The organism is Acetobacterium malicum subsp. dehalogenans DSM 11527 (assembly GCF_000472665.1).
Taxonomy (GTDB): Bacteria; Bacillota; Clostridia; order Eubacteriales; family Eubacteriaceae; genus Acetobacterium; species Acetobacterium malicum.
In genome coordinates this window covers 1-21483 of the sequence record NZ_AXAC01000036.1, presented here as the reverse complement: position 1 = coordinate 21483, position 21483 = coordinate 1, and the positions used below count along the sequence as shown (strand labels likewise).

The 21483-nt window shown below is 42.9% G+C and carries 19 protein-coding genes; all 19 read left to right on the top strand.

The window, feature by feature from the left end; genetic code table 11:
- Positions 1 to 19: 19 nt before the first annotated feature.
- The 19 genes from A3KS_RS0114070 (at position 20) to A3KS_RS0113980 (ending at position 21142) form a co-directional block, all read left to right on the top strand.
- On the top strand, positions 20 to 439 hold the full coding sequence (locus tag A3KS_RS0114070) for a MarR family winged helix-turn-helix transcriptional regulator (protein WP_026395444.1): 420 nt from the start codon (positions 20 to 22) through the stop codon (positions 437 to 439).
- 39 nt (positions 440 to 478) lie between these two features.
- A complete protein-coding gene (gene lon / locus A3KS_RS0114065; protein ID WP_026395443.1) occupies positions 479 to 2866 on the top strand; it encodes an endopeptidase La in 2388 nt (795 codons plus the stop codon).
- Between the two features lie 258 nt (positions 2867 to 3124).
- Entirely contained in the window at positions 3125 to 5275 is a 2151-nt protein-coding gene (gene mutL, locus A3KS_RS0114060; protein ID WP_051355899.1) for a DNA mismatch repair endonuclease MutL, read from the top strand.
- Position 5276: 1 nt separating this feature from the next.
- Positions 5277 to 6242, top strand: a complete 966-nt coding sequence (gene miaA / locus A3KS_RS21390; protein ID WP_051355898.1) for a tRNA (adenosine(37)-N6)-dimethylallyltransferase MiaA — start codon at positions 5277 to 5279, stop codon at positions 6240 to 6242.
- Positions 6229 to 7551: a methionine gamma-lyase family protein gene (locus tag A3KS_RS0114050; protein WP_051355897.1), complete on the top strand. Its 1323-nt coding sequence runs from the start codon at positions 6229 to 6231 to the stop codon at positions 7549 to 7551. Before miaA ends, A3KS_RS0114050 begins: the two co-directional genes overlap by 14 nt.
- Before the next feature lie 31 nt (positions 7552 to 7582).
- Complete coding sequence (locus A3KS_RS23260; protein WP_084505016.1) at positions 7583 to 7756, top strand: DUF896 domain-containing protein; 174 nt, start codon at positions 7583 to 7585, stop codon at positions 7754 to 7756.
- 43 nt (positions 7757 to 7799) lie between these two features.
- Complete coding sequence (locus A3KS_RS0114040; protein ID WP_156913295.1) at positions 7800 to 9236, top strand: aminopeptidase; 1437 nt, start codon at positions 7800 to 7802, stop codon at positions 9234 to 9236.
- Positions 9237 to 9562: 326 nt separating this feature from the next.
- Positions 9563 to 10894 carry an electron transport complex subunit RsxC gene (rsxC, locus tag A3KS_RS0114035; protein WP_026395439.1) on the top strand — a complete coding sequence of 444 codons (1332 nt, stop codon included), beginning with the start codon at positions 9563 to 9565 and terminating at the stop codon, positions 10892 to 10894.
- Positions 10895 to 10905: 11 nt separating this feature from the next.
- Positions 10906 to 11856 (top strand): RnfABCDGE type electron transport complex subunit D, encoded by a 951-nt coding sequence (locus A3KS_RS0114030; RefSeq protein ID WP_026395438.1) that lies wholly within the window; start codon positions 10906 to 10908, stop codon positions 11854 to 11856.
- On the top strand, positions 11856 to 12479 hold the full coding sequence (locus A3KS_RS0114025; RefSeq protein WP_051355896.1) for an RnfABCDGE type electron transport complex subunit G: 624 nt from the start codon (positions 11856 to 11858) through the stop codon (positions 12477 to 12479). Before A3KS_RS0114030 ends, A3KS_RS0114025 begins: the two co-directional genes overlap by 1 nt.
- A 15-nt stretch (positions 12480 to 12494) precedes the next feature.
- Entirely contained in the window at positions 12495 to 13085 is a 591-nt protein-coding gene (gene rsxE, locus A3KS_RS0114020) for an electron transport complex subunit RsxE (protein ID WP_026395436.1), read from the top strand.
- A gap of 12 nt (positions 13086 to 13097) precedes the next feature.
- Positions 13098 to 13676, top strand: a complete 579-nt coding sequence (gene rsxA / locus A3KS_RS0114015) for an electron transport complex subunit RsxA (RefSeq protein ID WP_026395435.1) — start codon at positions 13098 to 13100, stop codon at positions 13674 to 13676.
- A gap of 12 nt (positions 13677 to 13688) precedes the next feature.
- A complete protein-coding gene (locus tag A3KS_RS0114010) occupies positions 13689 to 14690 on the top strand; it encodes an RnfABCDGE type electron transport complex subunit B (protein WP_084505015.1) in 1002 nt (333 codons plus the stop codon).
- Between the two features lie 167 nt (positions 14691 to 14857).
- Positions 14858 to 15565, top strand: a complete 708-nt coding sequence (gene radC, locus A3KS_RS0114005; RefSeq protein ID WP_026395433.1) for a RadC family protein — start codon at positions 14858 to 14860, stop codon at positions 15563 to 15565.
- A 219-nt stretch (positions 15566 to 15784) separates the two neighbouring features.
- Positions 15785 to 16645: an RluA family pseudouridine synthase gene (locus A3KS_RS0114000; protein ID WP_242834773.1), complete on the top strand. Its 861-nt coding sequence runs from the start codon at positions 15785 to 15787 to the stop codon at positions 16643 to 16645.
- 13 nt (positions 16646 to 16658) lie between these two features.
- Positions 16659 to 18899 (top strand): transglycosylase domain-containing protein, encoded by a 2241-nt coding sequence (locus A3KS_RS0113995; protein ID WP_026395431.1) that lies wholly within the window; start codon positions 16659 to 16661, stop codon positions 18897 to 18899.
- Between the two features lie 15 nt (positions 18900 to 18914).
- On the top strand, positions 18915 to 19268 hold the full coding sequence (locus tag A3KS_RS0113990) for a cupin domain-containing protein (protein ID WP_026395430.1): 354 nt from the start codon (positions 18915 to 18917) through the stop codon (positions 19266 to 19268).
- Positions 19265 to 19906, top strand: a complete 642-nt coding sequence (gene nth / locus A3KS_RS0113985; RefSeq protein ID WP_026395429.1) for an endonuclease III — start codon at positions 19265 to 19267, stop codon at positions 19904 to 19906. Before A3KS_RS0113990 ends, nth begins: the two co-directional genes overlap by 4 nt.
- A 90-nt stretch (positions 19907 to 19996) precedes the next feature.
- On the top strand, positions 19997 to 21142 hold the full coding sequence (locus A3KS_RS0113980) for an ABC transporter substrate-binding protein (protein ID WP_026395428.1): 1146 nt from the start codon (positions 19997 to 19999) through the stop codon (positions 21140 to 21142).
- Positions 21143 to 21483 lie beyond the last annotated feature (341 nt).

Below are 21483 nucleotides of genomic sequence, written 5' to 3'. Positions count from 1 at the left end.
TAAAAAGTTGGGTGATAATATGACATGTAAAAAAAATGAATTATATGAGGCTTATCATAAACTGCTGAAACTGGATGCGGCCTTGCATGAAAATGAAACCTGCCAGTGTCAGGCGGAAGATGTTACCTCAAAACAGAAATATTATCTGAAAGTCATCGACAAGAATTATCGGGTTACCTTTAGCCAATTGGCTCAGGAAACGCAAAATTCGAAACCGACGATTACCGAATTGATTAGTAAATTTATTTCCATGGGCTGTGTGTATCGGGAACGTTCGCCAGAGGATGGCAGGGTGTATTTTATCTATCTTACACCAAAGGGTAAATCAATTGCCAGATCCGAAGAAAGAACCCAGATTCAAGTTATTGAACGTATTAAAAACAGTCTTACCGATGAAGAACTGGATCAATTGATCACCTTACTAAACAAAATCCTTTAATAAACAAAATAAATCATTAGAGGATGAGGAGGAAGAAAAATGAGCACACTAGAAATCAAAAACGCACCATTAATCCCGATCACAGAAACTGTGATTTATCCGGGGATTTCAAATCGTATTTTTGTGAACGAAGATATTGGCAACAATATCAAAGAATTGATCATCAAGAATAATACCCTGGCAATTGGTTTATCAACAAAGGATTATAAAGGATTAGTTCAATTGACGGCTGATTCGTTTTATCGTATCGGTGTGTTAATGAAATTTGACAATATCCAAAAATCCGATAATGGGTTTATTATTGATATTACCACCATCAATCGTGTTAAAGTTCTGGATTTCACCTTTGAAGAAAAACAAATTACTGCTTCTTACACCATTCAGGAAGATGTCCTTGATATCAACGCTGATGAAGAACAGGAAATGATTTTATATATTAAAGGTCTGATGAAAGATTTAAGTCATAATTTCAAAGGGGCTGAGTATTTTGTCAGCATCCTCGAAGGGTTACCTTCTTTAGAAGAAATTATGGGTTACACGATCCCAATGATGGGCATTCCCTTAAAAAGCAAACAGGTTCTTTTGGAGATTGATTCACTGAAAGAACGGACCCTGAGTTTTATCGATTATATCATTCGGGAAAAGGACTCGGTACACCTGCAACTGGAAATCAGCAAAAAATACTCCCAACGTAAGGATAAAACCTATCGTGAAGCCATGCTTCGGGAACAATTGAAAAACATTAAAGCTGAACTAGGTGAATTGGACGAGGAACTCGAAGAAGAAGCTGATTACCGGAAAAAAGTTCTGGAATCAGATATGCCTGCCGATATCAAAAAAATCGCTTTAAAAGAAGTTCGCAAATTTGAAAACTCACCGCCGAACGGTGGCGAAAGCAATGTTATCATGAATTATCTTGACTTGCTTTTAGAACTGCCATGGACCAGCGAGAAAAAAGAAATCGATATTGAACACGCCAGACAGGTACTGGAGTCTCACCACTTTGGCATCGACGATGTGAAAAAAAGAATCATTGAGCATCTGGCCGTGATGAAATTAAAAGAAGATAAACAAGGTTCAATCCTTCTGCTTGTGGGACCTCCGGGAACCGGAAAAACCAGTTTGGGCAAGAGTATTGCCGAAGCCTTAGATCGCAAATATGTACGAGCCAGCTTAGGTGGGGTTCGGGATGAAGCTGAAATTCGAGGACATCGTAAAACATATCTGGGTGCAATGCCAGGACGAATCATTAAAGGAATTGCCAACGCTGAAGCAAAAAACCCAGTTTTCATCCTGGATGAGATTGACAAAATGGGTATGTCCCACCAGGGTGATCCCGGTTCAGCGCTCCTGGAGGTTTTAGATCCAGAGCAAAACTGTACCTTCTCAGATCATTATCTGGAAATTCCCTACGATTTATCTGAGGTATTCTTTATTGCGACAGCTAATGACCTCAGCACGATCCCTGCACCATTGTTAGACCGGGCCGAAATTATTCAACTGTCAAGCTATACCAATGGTGAAAAGAAACGGATTGCCATTGATCACTTATTACCAAGTGTTTTAAAAGATCATGGTTTAACCACTGACATGCTTCAGATTGAGGAAACTGCTGTTGAAGCGATCGTTGAAAATTACACCGCTGAAGCTGGTGTTCGAGGCCTGACCAAACAACTGGCAAAAATTGCCCGGGTTGTTTCAGAGAAAATTGTCTCGAAAAAAGTTGACCTGCCATTTGTTGTCACAACTCAAAATATTAGTGAGGTATTGGGAAACAAAACCAGACGGCACGAAAAAGCCGGGGATAATAACAAGCCTGGTGTTGTAACTGGAATGGCGTGGACCGCTGTCGGTGGAGAAATCCTCTTTACCGAAGCAAGCTTGATGCCAGGAAGTGGCAAGCTAACCCTAACCGGTCAACTGGGTGATGTCATGAAAGAAAGTGCCACCATCGCGATGAGCCTGATCCGGTCCCGTTTGGGTGATTTGGCCAATGGTTTTGATTATTTCAAAAATGATACCCATATTCATGTACCATCTGGTTCAACACCAAAAGATGGACCATCTGCCGGGGTTACCCTAACCACTGCACTTGCGTCATTGATTCTGGGTAAGCCAGTGGATTCAAAACTTTCCATGACCGGAGAAATTACCTTAAGCGGTCAGGTGTTGCCAGTTGGTGGTATTAAGGAAAAGGTTATCGCTGCTCAACGCAGTGGCATCACAAAAATTTTGTTACCAAAAGATAATGAAAAAGATGTCAGTGATATTCCTGAAGAAGTACGAAATGCCTTAACCATCATTCATGTTTCAACCATTGAAGAAGTACTGAAAGAAGCATTGGGAATTGAGTTACCAGAGTGCAAACCAGTATTAAACAGACCCAAAGGTGATTCTAATGTACAACTGAGCATGGTAGGAGAATAATATTACTGTAATTTAAAGGAGTAGAAATAAGTCTTAAGCAGAACCGGACAGGCTAGTAAGTGTTGTTAAGGCAAATGCCTGAACCATTGGGTCAGCAACCCCTTTTCGCTCTGGGGATGAACGCCTGATTTAAAAGGTAAGTTTAGCACAAACCACTCCGTGATTAAGGGAGCTGTCAGATGACAGCTCCTTTTTTTCTACCAGGTTTTGTCGACGGTCTAATTATCTTATGATATAATACTTTCCATGAAAATTAAGATGTTAAATAACGAAACAATTAATAAAATAGCAGCCGGTGAGGTGATTATCCGACCGGTGTCGGTAGTCAAAGAATTGGTAGAAAATGCCATTGATGCCGGTGCTGACCAGATTACCGTGATCGTCGAGGCGGGCGGAAAAAATCGGATTACGGTCCGGGACAATGGTTGCGGTATTGCGTATAACGAAATTCCGCTGGCCTTTAAGCGCCATGCCACCAGTAAGTTGTCGACCATCGAAGATCTGGAATCCATCGAATCACTGGGGTTTAGAGGCGAGGCCTTGTCCAGTGTTTCGGCTGTCGCCAAGGTCCAGATTACCACCCGCTTCGAGCACGAAGAGGTTGGCAGTCTAACCCTGTTTGAAGGGGGGAAGCTTCTCAATCAGCGGGTCTGCGCTTATAATCGCGGTACCGAGATAACGGTGAGTGATCTGTTCTATAATACCCCGGCCCGTCGCAAACATATGGAAAAGGATAAAAAAGAGGAAATAATCGTTCGCGATCTGTTGGAGAAAATTGCTATTTCCCATCCGGGGATTCGCTTCGAGCTCAGCAGCAATGGACGAATTGTCCTTGATACCCCAGGAACAGGCAAGGTGATGGATGTGATCAAGGGGCTTTATGGACTTGAGATGGCCGATAATCTGATCGCTCTGGATTATGAGAACAAACCCATGAAGCTGGCAGGTTTTGTGGGAAACCTTAAAACCCTGCGAAACCATCGCGACGACCAGGTGTTTTTTATTAATGGACGCTATATCAAAAACAACCGCCTGGCTCAGGCTCTGGATGAAGCTTATGAGGGTTATAGCATGAAACATCAGCATCCGCTGGGCATTATTTTTATGGAACTGCCTGGTCGAATGTTGGACGTAAACATTCATCCGGCTAAAACCGAAATAAAAATACTAAATGAAAGTCTGGTCTGTCTGCTCTTTAAGCAGGGAATCCGGGAAACCCTCAGAAATACCAATCTGATTGTAGAACTGGGAACCGCGGATAATGATTACGCTAAAAACCACGAGAACAAGAATCGTTTTAATAACAAGCCAGCTGACAACAGTGATCTGGATGAACCTGAATTAAACAATCAGTACAGCGAAGCAAAAGCAAAAGTTCCGGTGGCATCGACTCAACAGGCTTTAGTCGAAGATCAAACTACCATTGAAACGATGATCCAGCAAGTAGCACTCCCAGAGAGTGATCCGAATTTGTTAGAATCGATGAAGGCAAATCAAATGACGGACCGCTTTGATCATGAGCCGAGTATTGGTAAAACAAAAGAATTGTCGCAAAAACGGAATGACGATCATCGTCCAGTCACTGTGGTCTCAGGACAATCAGAAGTTAAATTAAAAGAGGCACCAATATCAGAAATCAGCAAAGATAAACAGGGAGTACTATCAGCGAAAGCTGAGGTAATCTTATCATCGAATCTTCCTAATCGCGTTACTGAAGCCCCGGGGATATATGAGCTGAATCAGGAAAATCCAGAAAAAAACACGTTGAGAACAAGCGCGTTATCGGTTGTAAAAAAAGATGTTAAGGATCTGAACAATATGAAAATTGTCGGACAGCTGTTTAATGTGTACATTCTTCTGGAGGGCGACAAAGAAATCTATCTTCTCGATCAACATGCTGCCCATGAAGCTTTTCTAACTCAGGAGCTGATGGAAATATTTGATCACAAGGAAGGGCTTCCCAGTCAGGGCTTGATGACTCCGATCCCTTTAAAGATTCGTCCTAAAGATCTAACGGGGATTGAGATTCGGTTGGCTGAGTACAAGCACTTGGGTTATGACTGCGATATTTTTGGGGAAGAGACCCTGCTGGTGCGCAGTGTCCCGGTATTGTTGGGGGAACCTCAAAGTCCGGACTTATTAAAAGCAATGATTGAAGAAAATCTCTTTGAAAGTGACGAAAATATTGATAACAAAACGGTTTTTTCCGAAAAGGCAAAAAATAAAATCATTACCATGGCTTGTAAAGCAGCTATCAAGGGCGGCCAATCTTTGACTCAGGCTGAAATCAGAAAACTTCTTGAGAATCTGATGAAACTGAGTAATCCCTATACCTGTCCCCATGGCCGTCCCATCATAATGAGGTTAAAGGAATATGAATTAATGAAATTATTTAAACGGGTGATATAAGATGGAAGCTAAAAAACCCAAAGTATTAGTAGTGGTAGGACCGACGGCCAGCGGGAAAACTGCCTTGGGCGTGGCACTTGCCAAAAAACTCGATGGGGAAATCATTTCCGCTGACTCCATGCAAATTTATAAATATATGAACATTGGTACGGCGAAGGTTACTTTAGAAGAAATGCAGGGGGTCCCCCATTACCTGGTTGATTGTGTGTCTCCAGATGAAGAATTCAGTGTGGCAAAGTATAAAGCAGCAGCATTGGAAGCCATCGAAGCCATTCTTTCAAAAGGAAAGCTTCCTATTATAATAGGGGGGACCGGATTATATATCAACAGTCTCACGCTACCCTGGGATTTTCAGAAAAAGGACAGTGATGAAATAATACGGTGGCGGCTAACGGCCGAAGCTGAAGTCCTGGGGAAAGAAGCTTTGTTTGAGCGGCTTAAAACGATAGATCCAGCTACGGCACAAATCGTTCATCCCAATAATCTGAATCGGATCATCCGGGCGCTGGAAATTTATGAGCTCACGGGCAAACCGAAATCTCATTTTGATGAAGAGACAAAAAAACAGGAAGTTCCCTACGATTATGTCATGCTGGGTTTGGACTGGGATCGGGAGACCCTTTATGATCGAATAAACCGCCGGGTCGATCTGATGATTACGGAAGGCCTCATTGATGAGACTAAAATGCTGGTTGAACGGGGATATGACTGGAATCTGACGGCATTGAAGGCGATCGGTTACAAGGAACTGAAACCTTATCTGGAAGGAACGTCCACACTGGCGGAAGCAGTCACTATTTTAAAACGGGATTCCCGCCACTATGCTAAACGTCAAATGACCTGGTTTCGCAAGGATGATCGGATCCAATGGCTGAAAATGAATGAAACCAGAACGGTGCAGACCCAGATTGAGGAATCCCTTAATTTGATTATGCCTCAACTCGAACCAATAAATGAAAGTGAGTAATTGTTTGAATATACAAAAGGACATTAAAACCTATCTTGAACAGGAATTTGAAATTTCGGCAGAGGTCATCGATTTCGTAAAAAAAGTTGAAGACGAAGTTCATTCTCAACTTAAAAAACGCGATGATCTGTCAGAACTCCATCAGTATCGGGTCATCAAAGCGATGCAAAAGGCAGGATTGGGAGATCGTCACTTCACCGTTTCCACCGGCTATGGCTATGACGACGTTGGACGGGAAGTTGTTGAAACCATCTACGCCGATGTTTTCGGTGCCGAAGACGCATTGGTGAGACCCCATATTTCATCGGGAACCCACGCGATTTCGTTGGCACTATATGGGGTATTGCGGCCCGGTGACCATTTACTGGCCATTACCGGTTCGCCATACGATACCATACGTAGCGTAATCGGACTGGAAGAGGCCTGTGTTGGCCAGGGAACCATTAAAGAATTTGGGGTGACCTATGATCAGATTGAATTGCTGCCTGACGGGAGTTTTGATGAAACGGCCATTGTTGCCGCCATTACCGCAAATACGAAAATGATCTATCTGCAGCGATCCACCGGTTATAGCTGGCGGGCGGCACTTAGCATCGATGACATGGCAGCGATGATTAAAAAAATTCGTGCGGTAAAAGCAGATGTAGTTATTTTTGTCGATAACTGCTACGGTGAATTTTTGGATCGGGTCGAACCAGTATCCATTGGTGCCGATCTGATGGCCGGATCGCTGATCAAAAACCCCGGTGGTGGCTTGGCTCCGACTGGCGGTTATGTCGCTGGTCGGGCGGATCTGGTTCATCTGGCGGCCTGCCGTCTGGCCGCCCCCGGAGTAGCCAGAGAAACAGGTGCGACTTTGGGAATAAATCGAACTCTGCTGCAAGGTCTTTTTTTGGCACCAACGGTGGTAGCCCAGGCGATTAAGTCGGCGGTGCTTTTAGCAGCCTGTTATAAAAAACTGGGCTTTGCCGTTTGCCCTGAAGTAATGGACTATCGCAGTGACATCATTCAAAGCGTCTGTTTAAAAACAGCTGAAGGGGTGAAAACATTTTGTCGGGCAATTCAGGAAGCGGCCCCGGTGGACAGCCAGGCCACTCCTGAACCATGGGATATGCCCGGCTATTCAGATCCCATTATTATGGCAGCCGGCGCCTTTATTCAGGGTTCTTCCATTGAACTCTCTGCTGACGCCCCGATGCGGGAGCCATATTATGTTTATTTTCAGGGCGGACTGACCCATTTTCACGGAAAGCTGGGCATTTTGCTCAGCCTTCAGCGCCTATTGGATAAACAAATCGTAAAAATATAAAAATTTGGATAAATAAATAGAGGTGAGAAACATGATAACTAAAGAAAAAATTGATCGAATCAACGAATTGGCCCGAAAGAAAAAAGAATGCGGGCTGAGTGAAGATGAATCGGATGAGCAAATGACACTGCGAGCCGAATATCTGTCGGCTATCAGAACAAATTTAAGAGCTCAACTGGACAATATCGAAATCGTCGACAAGTAAATAGAAATTTATAATCAGGTTGGAAACTAAGGAGGAAATTGCGATGAATAATAAAGACAAAGAAAAGAGCCCTGGGGCTTTGCTTCAGGAGCAACTGGGTAAAAAATGGGAGCTGGCGTGGAAAGACCTCAGTGATGAAGATGCGATAAAGGTCAAAGCAATCAGCGATGACTACATCCACTTTCTGACCGTCGGAAAAACTGAACGACAATGTGTGACACTCAGTGTTGATCTGGCCGAAAAAGCCGGGTTCAAGCCACTGGAAGCCTATCAAAATGCCGGGAAAATCAATCCCGGGGATAAGGTCTACATGGTTCATAAAGAAAAAACCGTGGTTTTCTTTGTCGCCGGCAGCGATTCGATTGAGCAGGGGATGGCCATTATCGGCGCTCATATTGACTCGCCCCGGCTGGATTTAAAACCGTCGCCACTCTACGAAAGCGATGACATGGCTTTTTTCAAAACCCACTATTATGGTGGAATAAAAAAATACCACTGGGTGACGATACCTTTGGCCATGCATGGCACAGTAGTAAAAAAAGACGGCAAGAGGATTAATATTTCCATTGGAGAAGCACCAGAAGATCCGGTTTTCTGTATCACTGACCTATTGCCTCATTTATCTCAAGAACAAAATACCAAAAAAATGACGGAAGGAATCACAGGAGAAGGGCTGAATATTATTGTTGGCAGTCAGCCTTATCCCGAAAAGGATCTCAAAGACGGGGTTAAACTCAATATTCTCAATCATCTTTACATAAAATACGGGATGTTGGAAGAAGATTTTGCCACCGCTGAATTGGAAGTGGTACCAGCCGGAGCAGCTCGTAACGTTGGTTTTGATGAAAGTTTGATCGGCGGATATGGACAGGATGATCGGATCTGCGCCTATACGGCGTTGCGGGCCATACTCGACCAGGAAACAATCCCAAACCGCACCCTTTGTGTGATTCTGGCTGATAAGGAAGAAATCGGCAGTGTTGGCAACACGGGCATGCATTCTCGTTTTTTTGAGAACACAGTAGCCGAGCTGATTGATCTGATCGATGTAAAAAAACCAGAAATGGCCATGCGTCGATGTTTTATGAATTCTGAAATGCTCTCTGCTGACGTTACTGCTGGGGTTGATCCTAACTTTACCGGTACCCATGATAAAGGAAATGCTCCATATATTGGCAAAGGAATGGTCTTATCAAAGTACGGCGGCGCTCGTGGAAAATCTGGGTCCAATGACGCTCATGCCGAGTTTATGGGAAAAATGCGAAAAACCCTGGAAGCTGCCGGCGTAATCTGGCAGATGGGGGAACTGGGTCGGGTGGATCTTGGCGGCGGCGGCACCATTGCCCATATTCTGGCTGAATATGGGATGGATGTACTGGATTGTGGTCCGGCGTTGCTGAGTATGCATTCACCCTTTGAATTGGCATCCAAAGTTGACCTGTATATGTGCTACAAAGGGTACAAAACTTTTCTAGCGTAGGCAAAATGACAAAATAATACTCTTTATGACAAAAAAACTGACTCGAAAACCTACTTGTTAATATAGTAACAAATGCCATATAGTGCATTTGTGATTTTAATCATATAAATGGTCACCTTAAAATGGTAATTACAGTCTAAAATTTATACTTTTAGAACTATAAATTACCATTTTTTTTATGGGCCCGGTGGGTACAGTATTATTTTAAACAAATTTATCAATACGTATGGAAAAAAAATAATTTATATGTTATGATACTGCCTATATATACAAGTATACAGTTTCTCTTGTGTAAAAAATTTAATTTGAGGGGTGTTTGACTTAAGATGAATGTAAAACATGGAACCTTTAAGGGGGGAATCCACCCACCCTATAGAAAGGAAAGTACTGCTGAAGTTCCTCTGGGCTTTGGCGCAAAGCCGGAAATGGTGATCATACCCATGTCGCTGCACATTGGGGCACCTTGTACACCGATCGTAAAAAAAGGCGATCAGGTATTTCTTGGACAGAGAGTCGGAGAACCAAATGGTTTTGTTTCCGTACCGGTACATGCCAGTGTCTCTGGAAAAGTTGTTGCGGTTGAAGAACGTCCACATGCATCGGGTGATCGGGTCATGTCGGTTGTGATCGAATCGGATGGTTTAGATACCATCGATCCAAGTATCAAACCATATGGTACTTTAGAAGAAATGGACGCAGATGCCATTAAAAAAATGGTTCTGAATTCTGGTATTGTTGGTCTTGGCGGGGCAACCTTTCCAACTCACGTAAAATTGGCGATTCCACCAGACAAAAAAGTTGATTGTGTTGTCTTAAATGGTGCTGAATGCGAGCCCTACTTAACAGCTGATCATCACTTAATGCTGAATCAAGCTGAAAAGGTTGTCATGGGATTAAAAGCAGCCATGAAAGCGGTTGGCGTTGAAAAGGGTTTTATCGGTGTGGAAGATAATAAAACCGATGCCATCGAAGCGCTTGTAAAAGCAATTGGAAACGATAGCAGACTGGAAGTTTATTCACTGCACACAAAGTATCCACAGGGTGCAGAGAAGCAACTAATTGCGGCAATCACAGGTCGCGAAGTTCCCTCGGGGGCACTGCCTGCAGATGCTGGCGTCGTCGTTATGAATGTTGGTACAGCAGCTCAAATAGCAGAGTCTATGACAACGGGGATGCCTTTATATAAGCGGTATCTGACTTGTACTGGCGATGCCATTAAAAATCCGCAAACTATGGAAATTCGCGTCGGTGTGCCTTTTCAATCGGTGATTGACCAGTGTGGTGGCTTCTCATCTGACCCTGGAAAAGTAATCTCCGGTGGACCGATGATGGGCGTTACCCAATTTGAAACTGAAATTCCGGTTATGAAGGGAACATCAGGTATTCTTTGTTTAAGCAAAGAGTCTGCAAAAATTGCGATACCATCAAACTGTATTCACTGCGGTAAATGTGTGGGGGTCTGTCCAATTCATTTACAACCACTTTATATTGCTGAGTATTCGCAACGGAATAACTGGGATAAATGTGAATCAAACCATGCCATGGATTGTATTGAATGCGGAAGCTGTTCTTATATCTGTCCTGCGAAACGAACCCTGGTATCATCCATTCGTGTGGCTAAACGTGAAATTATCGCGCAACGAAGAAAAGGAAATTAGGAGGAATATTGATGAATGAATTAAATCTTACAGTGTCATCATCCCCCCATATCCGGGCAAAACATTCCACAGCCAATATTATGCAAAATGTTATTATTGCTTTGTTACCTGCATTGGCTGTCGCAGGATTTGTTTTTGGGGTATGGGCGTTGGCACTAGTAGCTATTTGTGTTATCTCGTCAGTGGTTACAGAAGCGGTTATTCAAAAACTGCTCAAAAAACCGATTACCGTCAATGACTGGAGTGCGGTTGTAACGGGTGTGCTTTTAGCATTCAACTTACCGATTAATGCACCCTGGTGGCTCGCTGTTGTCGGTTCTGTGTTTGCCATTGCCATCGTTAAACAATGTTTTGGTGGTTTAGGTCAGAATTTTATCAACCCTGCTCTGGCAGCGAGAGCCTTCCTGTTGGCATCCTGGCCAGGACATATGACCAGTACTGCTTATATTCCTGTAACTGATACAGTAACAACCGCAACACCACTGGCCTTATTAAAGGCTGGCGAAGCGACTCCTTCAGCAATCGATCTTTTCACCGGACTTAACGGTGTTTATGGCTGTATCGGTGAGATTTCAGCCCTTGCGCTATTAGTTGGTGGACTGTACCTTATCTTCAAAGGAATCATCAGTTGGAGAATTCCAACCATCTATTTATTAACAGTGGGAATTTTTGCGTTGCTAGTTGGACAGGATCCAATTGTACATATTGTTTCAGGTGGTGTTATGTTGGGGGCCTTCTTTATGGCAACTGACTATGCATCCTCACCAGTTACAGCAAAAGGTCAAATTATTTATGCCGTCGGTTGTGGCTTAATTACCATGATCATCCGTATTTATGGCGGATATCCAGAAGGATGTTCTTACTCAATTCTGCTGATGAATGTTGCAACACCTCTGATTGAACGCTTCACCAAAGAACGTATCTATGGTGTGACTAAGGTCAAAAAGGAGGCTAAAGCATAATGGAAACCAAAGAAAAAGTACAAATCGACTGGAAAGTCGTTTTTAAACTCGGATTAATTTTGTTTGTCATTTCTGCTGTGGCTGCCTGTGCATTGGCATTAACAAATTATGTAACAGCGGGAACCATTGAAGAAATGAATATCCAGGCTAATACTGTCGCCCGTCAGGAAGTTCTTCCAGACGCAACTGATTTTGAAGAAGTACCAGTTGAAGATGTAGCAAAAATTGCTGAAGAAATCAACATGGAAACTCCCGAAGAACTCCTGGAAGTATACATCGGCACCAATAACGGCGAAGTCGTCGGATACACGGTCAAAACGGGTCCAACCAGCGGTTATTCAGGAGAAGTTCAAGTGCTGACCGGTATTTCGTCGGATGGGGTCATCTCAGGAATTACCATCATTAAGCACAACGAAACTCCTGGCTTGGGAGCTTTAGCTACCGGTGAATGGAATGATCAGTTTACCGGAAAATCGGCAACAGAAGAGTTGGTTGTGGTAAAAGGTACCGCTAAAGAAGGCAGTAATGAAATTCAGGCTATTACTGGTTCTACCATTACTTCTAGAGCGGTTACTGAAGGTGTAAATACATCGATTCAAGTTTACCAGACTTTGTCGAAATAGGAGGGAAATATAGAGATGAATTTTTTTAAAAATCTAACTCGTGGTATCATACGAGAAAACCCTACCTTTGTTCTTGTACTGGGGATGTGTCCAACCCTTGCGGTTACCACGTCAGCCATTAACGGGATGGGGATGGGTCTGGCAACCATGGCAGTACTGATTGGTTCGAATGTAGCCATCTCAGCACTGCGAAAAGTGATTCCTGATAATATCAGAATTCCGGCTTTTGTTGTTGTTATTGCTTCCTTTGTAACGATTATCGGGATGTTGATGAAAGCCTATGTACCGGCACTTGATGCGGCACTGGGGATATTTATTCCGTTGATTGTTGTAAACTGTATTATTCTGGCTCGGGCAGAAGCTTTTGCTTTTACAAATGGTATTGCCGACTCATTTGCGGATGGTTTGGGAATGGGTCTTGGTTTTACGCTGGCTTTAACAGTTCTTGGCTCGATCCGCGAAATTTTAGGGGCTGGAAGTATTTTTGGATTTTCACTGTTCGGAGAAGCATATGAACCGATATTGTTAATGATCCTACCTCCTGGGGCATTTTTAACCCTTGGTCTTTTAATTGGCCTCATTAATTGGAAAACGAAAAAGGCATAGGGGGAGATATCGATGACTTTAATTTTTATAATGATCAGTGCGATTTTTATCAACAACTTTGTACTGTCACGATTTTTAGGTATTTGTCCGTTTTTAGGGGTTTCTAAACAAGTTGAAACCGCTGTGGGTATGGGGGTTGCAGTAACCTTTGTTATGGCTCTGGCTTCTGCAATTACATATGTAGTTCAATATTCTATTCTTGATCCACTTGGTCTTGGCTATCTGCAGACCATTGCGTTTATTTTAATTATTGCGGCATTGGTTCAGTTAGTCGAAATGATTATCAAAAAATCAAGCCCTTCACTATATCAGGCGCTGGGTGTGTATTTGCCATTGATTACCACTAACTGTGCGGTACTTGGGGTTGCGTTAATCAATATTCAAAATGAATATAACTTTATCGAAACCATTTTTAATGGTGTCGGTGCGGCATTAGGTTTCACTCTTGCCATTGTACTGTTCGCCGGGATTCGTGAACGACTTGAAACTTCGGCAGTGCCAAAAGCACTGGAAGGATTTCCTATTGCATTGTTAACAGCCGGTTTAATGGCGATTGCATTTTTGGGATTCTCCGGAATGAAACTGGGTTAGGAGGATATGGAAATGTTAAATGCGATTTTAGTTCCAGTTGGTATCCTCGGCGTATTCGGCTTGGTATTTGGGATCGGTCTTGCAATTGCCGCCAAGGTATTTGAAGTTTATGAAGATCCCCGAGTACCATTGGTAAGAGCGGCGCTTCCGGGCGCTAACTGCGGTGGTTGTGGTTTGCCGGGTTGTGATGCTTTAGCTTCTAATATTGTCGATGGGACAGCAGCGATCGACGCCTGTCCGGTTGGCGGCGCTGACTGTGCAGCCGCCATTGCTGAAATTATGGGTATGGAAGCAGGAAGTGCAGTTAAAAGGGTAGCCACCGTTATTTGTCAGGGAACCTGTGAAACAGCACCAAACCGAGCCGAATATTATGGTGAAATGGATTGTCGTGAAGCCATGATTGCTTCTGGCGGTGCAAAAGGTTGTCGTTATGGTTGTATGGGGTTAGGAACCTGTAAAGCGGTATGTCCTTTTGATGCGATTGTTATGGGCGAAGATGGTTTACCCAAAATTGATCCTGATAAGTGTACATCCTGTGGCAAGTGCGTGGATGCCTGCCCAAAAGCGATTATGAATCTGGTTCCGGCAGCTCAGGATGTTATTGTAAAATGTAATAACAAAGATAAAGGGAAAACTGCAAAGCTGGTTTGTACTACAGCTTGTATCGCCTGCGGTGCCTGTGTGAAAGCGTGTAAATTTGACGCGGTTACAGTTGAGAACAATATTGCGAAAATTGATTATGACAAGTGTGTTCAATGCTACGAGTGTGTAGTTAAATGCCCAATGCATACTATTTCAGGCGATGTTGAAACAGGTAAAAAGACAGCTTACATCATCGATGCAAATTGTATTGGTTGTGGCGCGTGTGCAAAAAATTGTCCGGTAGAAGCAATCACTGGTGAAATTAAAAAACCACCTTATATTATTGAACACGAAAAATGTATCGGCTGTGGTATCTGCTTTAAAAAATGTAAGAAAAATGCGATTGAAATGCGATCAAATAAAACAAAATAAGCGATAAGTATAAAAGGGCTCTTCATTGAAAAATGAGGAGCCTTTTTTTATGAATTTATGACAATTGAGCATTGGGTTAAATTTTTAATAAGAATTTTAGGAAAGATGTATAAAATAAATTCGGATTCTGTTAAAATGGTGATATTGTTGATATAAGGAGGCATATGGTGAACGAAAAGTCAGACTATCACGCATCGATAAAAGAACTCCCGGAAGATGAACGACCCCAGGAGAAAATGATCCGTCATGGGGCCGAAAGCTTGAGTAATGCCGAATTACTAGCCATTATCATTCGCACCGGAACCCGGGATGCCACATCAGTAGAGGTCGGGCGAAAAATCATTGAATACCTGGATAATGATCTTTCTTATTTTCATCAAATGGATGTTTTAGAGTTGCAACGAAACCCAAACCTATCTGGCGTTGGCATTGTTAAAGCATGTCAGATTAAAGCTGCCATTGAACTGGGCCGCCGGATGAAACCGAAGGTTTTTCCTGAAATTAAAATTACTTCACCGCAGGATGTGGTAGGACTATTAATGGATGAGATGCAGTACCTGAAACAAGAATGTTTCAAGATTATCATGGTGGACACAAAAAATAAGGTGATCAAGATTGAGGAGATCAGTCGAGGCACCCTTAATTCTTCTTTGGTTCACCCACGAGAAGTCTTTGTTAAGGCCATCAAACAGCATTCCGCAGGGATTGTATTAGCCCACAACCATCCCTCCGGGGATACTGAACCCAGTGCTGAAGATAAAAGCATTACTCGACATCTGGTCGAGGCAGGAGAACTCATTGGTATTTCAGTATTGGATCACATTATCATTGGACGAGGTACATACATGAGTTTTAAGCAGGAAAAACTGCTATAATTAACTTAAACTGAAAAAATACCTAACGTCTTGTTGCAAGTTAGGGTATAATAGTATGCATGTTTTTATAGTTGAATGATTTATAAAAAAAGTTCAAAATAAATAAAACAGGCAAATCAGAAAACTGATTTACAGCAGCAGTTTTCAAGTAGAGTCAGAACCGGGGGTAGGATTATCAGTCTCGTTTATACATATCAGATATCAGAGAATCATGAAAAATTGGTCAGGGAAGAACTGGTCAACCGTTATAGTTACTCCAGCCGATTAATTAGAGAAATTAAGCGGATTGGGAAAATTAGTTTAAATCATAAAGAGTGTTTTCTGGGGCAGCAAATCAAGCCAGGGGATATTATTGAGATTAAAATGCCGCAGGAAGATATTGATGGCGAGCCGGTATCCGGTAAACTGAGCGTCGTTTACGAAGATGACGAGCTGCTGGTGGTCAACAAGCCGCCATTGTGTGTGACCCATCCCACCAAAAGCCATCAATTGGATACCTTGGCCAATTTCATCAGTTATTACTGGCACGATCAAGGAATTTCTGCAAAGATTCGGTTTATCAATCGATTGGATCGTGATACAACCGGTATTGTGGCCATAGCAAAGAATAAATATGTACATCATTACGTCCAAAACGAAATGAATTCAGGCAAGGTCAAAAAGGTTTATCATGCCTTTGTTCAAGGAAAACTTCCCGGTACCGAAGGGATCATTGATGCACCCATCGGACAACCCTATGAAGACAGCATTCATCGGGTTGTCATGGATAAGGGAAAACCGTCAGTTACTCGCTATCGGGTACTGGAAGAGTATAAAAATGCGTCATTGGTGGAATTGATTCTGGAAACTGGACGAACCCATCAAATTAGAGTTCATTTGAAGTATCTGGGTAATCCGATTATCGGGGATCCCTTATATCATGGCGATAATTTAAGAAGTGATTGTTTTGGAATGACTCATCAGGCTTTGCATGCACGAAGTCTGGAGTTATCATTGCCCAGAAAAAATCATCTCCACGTTCAGGCCGAATATAACAACGAATTGACAGACCTTCGCAAGCGTCTAATAGATAATAAATAGAAAAGGTGATAGAATGAGCGAAAAGCAAGTAAAAGGTATAAAAAGACGTAAAAAGAAAAAACACATTGGAGTTAAGGTACTCATTGTTCTTTTAGTCCTGGGAATCCTGGGCGTTGGGGTGATGTACTCAATCTATGCGGCAAATCGTATGGATATCTCAGATTATCAGTATCAGGCTAAAGATAAAACCGAAATTTATTCGGCGGACAATGCTCTGATTGCCGAATTGTACACAAAGAATCGGACCAATGTTACCATTGATCAGATCCCGGTGCAATTACAACAGGCACTGATCTCGGTAGAGGATTCACGGTTTTATGATCATTTTGGGATTGACTTACTGGGCATTGTCCGGGCCTTTTTCTCTAATATTGCCAGCAACGGCATCGGCGAAGGTGCCAGTACTATTACTCAACAGCTTTCCCGGGTATTGTTTCTGCCGGATATTGCAACTGAGCAGAATTTTAATCAGTCCCTGGTGCGGAAGTTAAAGGAAATATCAATCGCGTTGCAGTTGGAAGAAAAATATACTAAAGAGCAAATTCTGGAAATGTATTTTAATGAATACTATTTTGGCTCCGGCGCATATGGGATTGAAGAAGCAGCCCAAACTTACTTTAATAAACCGGTTTCTCAGGTCAATCTGGCAGAAGCCGCGATGCTGGCGGGTTTGCCGCAGGCGCCCAGTGCGTATGCTCCCAATACCGATTTTGAAGCAGCAAAAAAACGTCAACTGGAAGTTTTAACCCGAATGGTCAAGGAAAAATATATCACTCAGGAAGAAGCTGATGCTGCTTATGCAATGGAACTGGTCATCCGGGATCCGGCGACCATCAGTAATGACGATCAAATTGTCGACAATTATGAAGCATATGTTGGCAAGGCGTTGGATGAATACGCACGATTAAAAGCATCGGCGGTTATGCAGGAACGAGGAATCACCGAAGATCAGGCCATTGATTATATTAAAGAAAATATTGCTAATGGCGGTTACCGTATTTATACGACCATCAATACGGCTATGCAGGGCGATGCAATTGAGAGCTTGACAAGTTCACTGGACGGAGATTTGCCCAACGAAACCGGAGCTATCGTGACTGTGGATCTGGACGGTGCTGTAAAAGCTTATTATGGCGGAAACACGCAAATAGATATGGCGAATACGCCAAGACAGCCGGGGTCAAATATCAAGCCCCTCTATTATGCGGCAGCAATGGATAAGGGATTAATCACCCCGTCGACAACAATATCGGATACCTACACGGATTTTGGTGGCTATGCTCCAAGAAACTATGATGGTAGCTACCATGGAACTGTTACGGTGAGAACAGCCCTAGTTAATTCTTATAACATTCCGGCAGTCAAGGTATTTGATAAGGTTGGTCCTGAGGAAGCAGTGGCATTTATGCAAACTATGGGTATCTCAACCTTTGAAGACGACGATTATAATCTGGCGACAGCACTGGGCGGGATGACCTATGGTATCAAGCCGCTGGAAATGGCGGCCGCATTTAATGTGTTTAATAATGGCGGTGTTTACAACCAACCGTACTTTGTTACTAAATTGGAGCAGGTAAACGGTGAAGTTCTTTACACCAAGAATGCTTCCAGTACTTCTACTAAAAAAGTAATGGCAGATACCACAGCAACGAACATGATGAGTATATTAGAAGGCGTTGTCAGTTATGGTACCGGGTCAGCAGCGTCTCAGATCTATACGACTGCCGGGAAAACAGGAACAACCCACGACAATAAGGATTTATGGTTTACGGGCATTACCGGAAATCTCACGACTTCAGTTTGGCTGGGTACCCCGGAAAATGATGTTCTTTACGGCGGTAGTTCCAGAGCAGCTGGCATCTATGGGAGTTATTTAGGCATGGTTATCGATCAGGACTTACTGACGATCACAGAAATGGAAAGAACGTCCAATGATGGTGACAGTTCGGGAGCATCATCGATCGACTCGGGATCTGGCACAACGGATAAAGACGAAGATACAACAACGGATACAACAACGACGACCCCGACGACGCCAACCGGGCCAACGACTCCGACCACACCAACCACCCCAACAACGCCAACGGATCCAACGACCCCAACGGATCCAACAACGCCAACGGATCCAACGACCCCAACGGATCCAACAACGCCAACGGATCCAACGACCCCAACGGATCCAACCACGCCAACGGATCCAACGACGCCAACCGATCCAACGACGCCAACCGATCCGACCACCCCAACTACTTAAAGAAGGAGGAAGATGATGATCATCCAAAATAAATCGAAACAGCAGGAAATAAAACAGAGTATGCGTGGTGGTAAGGGTGATATTGAAATTACTCATATCACCGGAAGTGAAATTCTTGGAAATAATTGCCGACTCTTTGCCCAGATCACAGTAAAACCAGGCGATTCAATCGGGGAACATCAGCATGTCGGGGAACGTGAGATTTTTTATTTCTTACAGGGGCATGGAATTGCAATTGATAATGGCAAGCAATCAGAAATCGGACCCGGAGATGTGATGGTTACCCCGGATCAGAGCAGTCATAGCGTTGTCAATACAGGTGATGAGGATCTTGTTTTTATGGCACTGATTCTCAATGAAAACTCGTGACAAAAAAGAAGATTGGACAAATTTTAGCCACACTGGAAAGCCTTTACGGCCAGGAACAGTGTGGCTTAGATTTTAATAGCCCCTTTGAATTGCTGATTGCCACCATCCTATCGGCACAATGTACGGATGTTCGGGTGAACATTGTCACCAGGGACTTGTTTAAAGACTATAATACCCCGGAAACTATTTTAAAGTTGGGTGAAGAAGGCTTGCTGGCGAAAATAAAAACCTGCGGTCTGGCCAAAACGAAAGCCAAAAATATTGTTTTGACCTGTCATCGGTTGCTGACAGAATATAACGGAATTGTTCCAGATCAAATGGATGAACTGATTACACTCCCGGGGGTCGGACGAAAAACGGCTAACGTGGTAATGAGTAACGCCTTTGATATCCCGGCTATCGCGGTGGATACCCATGTTTTTCGGGTTTCCCGACGAATTGGGCTAGCCGCTGGAAAAACTGTTCTGGAAGTCGAAAAAGAATTAATGAAAAGTATCCCAAAAGATAAATGGTCCCAGGCTCATCATTGGCTCATTTGGCATGGGCGAAAATGCTGCACGGCAAGAAATCCCAATTGCGGTGGTTGTATGCTGCATAGTCTCTGCGTTTTTGGTAGCCAAAATTTTAAAGAAGCATAGGAACAGAGCAATTATTTCTTGTGTTTTTCTTAAGAATGGTTTATGATAATCACTATAAATAATCATTGAAAAGAAAAAGGAGGAAAAGAAATGAAGAAAAGAGTTGTTAGTGTTTTACTTGTAGTTATGTTCACCGCTTCTATTTTTGCATTTGCAGGATGTTCGACATCCGGCGGAAGTGCAGATGTTGTTAAGCTTGGCTTTATTGGGCCAATGACTGGCGATGCTGCTATTTATGGAAGCTCAGCAGAAGAAGGTGCGCAATTAGCCGCAGCTGAAATTAATGCTGCCGGCGGGATTGATGGGAAAAACATCGAATTGGTTGCTTATGATTCAAAAGCGGATCAAACTGAGGCAATCAATGCTTATAATCGATTAAGAGACCAGGATGGTGTTGTTGCAGTAATTGGTGGAACCTTAAGTGGCGAGACCCTGGCAATGAAAGACATCATGGTTCAAGATAATATGCCAGTATTGTCACCAACAGCAACAGCCGTTGAAGTAACCCAAGATGCTCCAAATGTATTTAGAGCGTGCTTCCTGGATGACTATCAGGGTCAGGCTGCTGCTAACTTTGCCGCTACTACATTAGGTGCAAAAACAGCTGCTTTATTAATTGGAACGGGTAATCCATACTCAGAAGGCGTATCAGAAGCATTTAAAGCAGCGTTTACTGCTAAAGGCGGCACAATCGCCGGCAGCGAATCTTACGGTACTGCGGACAAAGATTTCAGTGCACAATTGACAAAAATCAAAGAAATGAATCCTGATGTTGTGTTTGTTCCAGATTATGTTCAAACCGTTGGTCCAATTCTTCAAAAAGCAAAAGAAATGGGTATTACTGCAAAATTTGTCGGAGCTGATGGTTGGGATGGCGTACAGGAAGAATATGCTGATGCCGCTCAGGGAAATTACTTCACAAATCATTATGCAGCCGATTCACCATCGGAAACAGTTCAAAACTTTATCACTGCCTACAAAGCAGAGTATGATAAAGTTCCTAACTCTTTTGCCGCTTTAGGTTATGATGCCGTTTATGCCATGGTCGAAGCAATTACAGCAGCTGGTTCAACTGAGTCAGCAGACATTATCACAGCTTTAAAAGCGACAGATCACCCAGGTGTTACCGGAACCTTGAAGTTTGATGAAGAGGGAAATCCAAAAGACAAAGAAGTTACTATTATTAAAATCGATGGCGGTCAATTAAAATATGATTCCACAGTTGTTAATAAATAGTATTCAGTAAACTACAACATTTCAAAAAGTACAAGGGATATAGGAGAGGGTAATCTCTTCTATATCCATTTTATGTTATTCTATAAAGACTTGTGGTAATAAGTCAATATAATGTTTAAGAAAAATTTAGAGCTGTTTTTTAAAAAAGGCATCACTAAACAGACCTAATACTATTAGGCTTTTAAAAGGATATGCGCATCGATTTATTAATCGATACTACACACTCCTTTCCGGTGCATAGAGTTGGTGGTTGCGTAGTAGCACATCCACCATGCGCACTAGTTTTCTTGCGGTAAGAACGAGGGCTCGTTTGTGCTGATGTTTGGGAACTTCATGATATT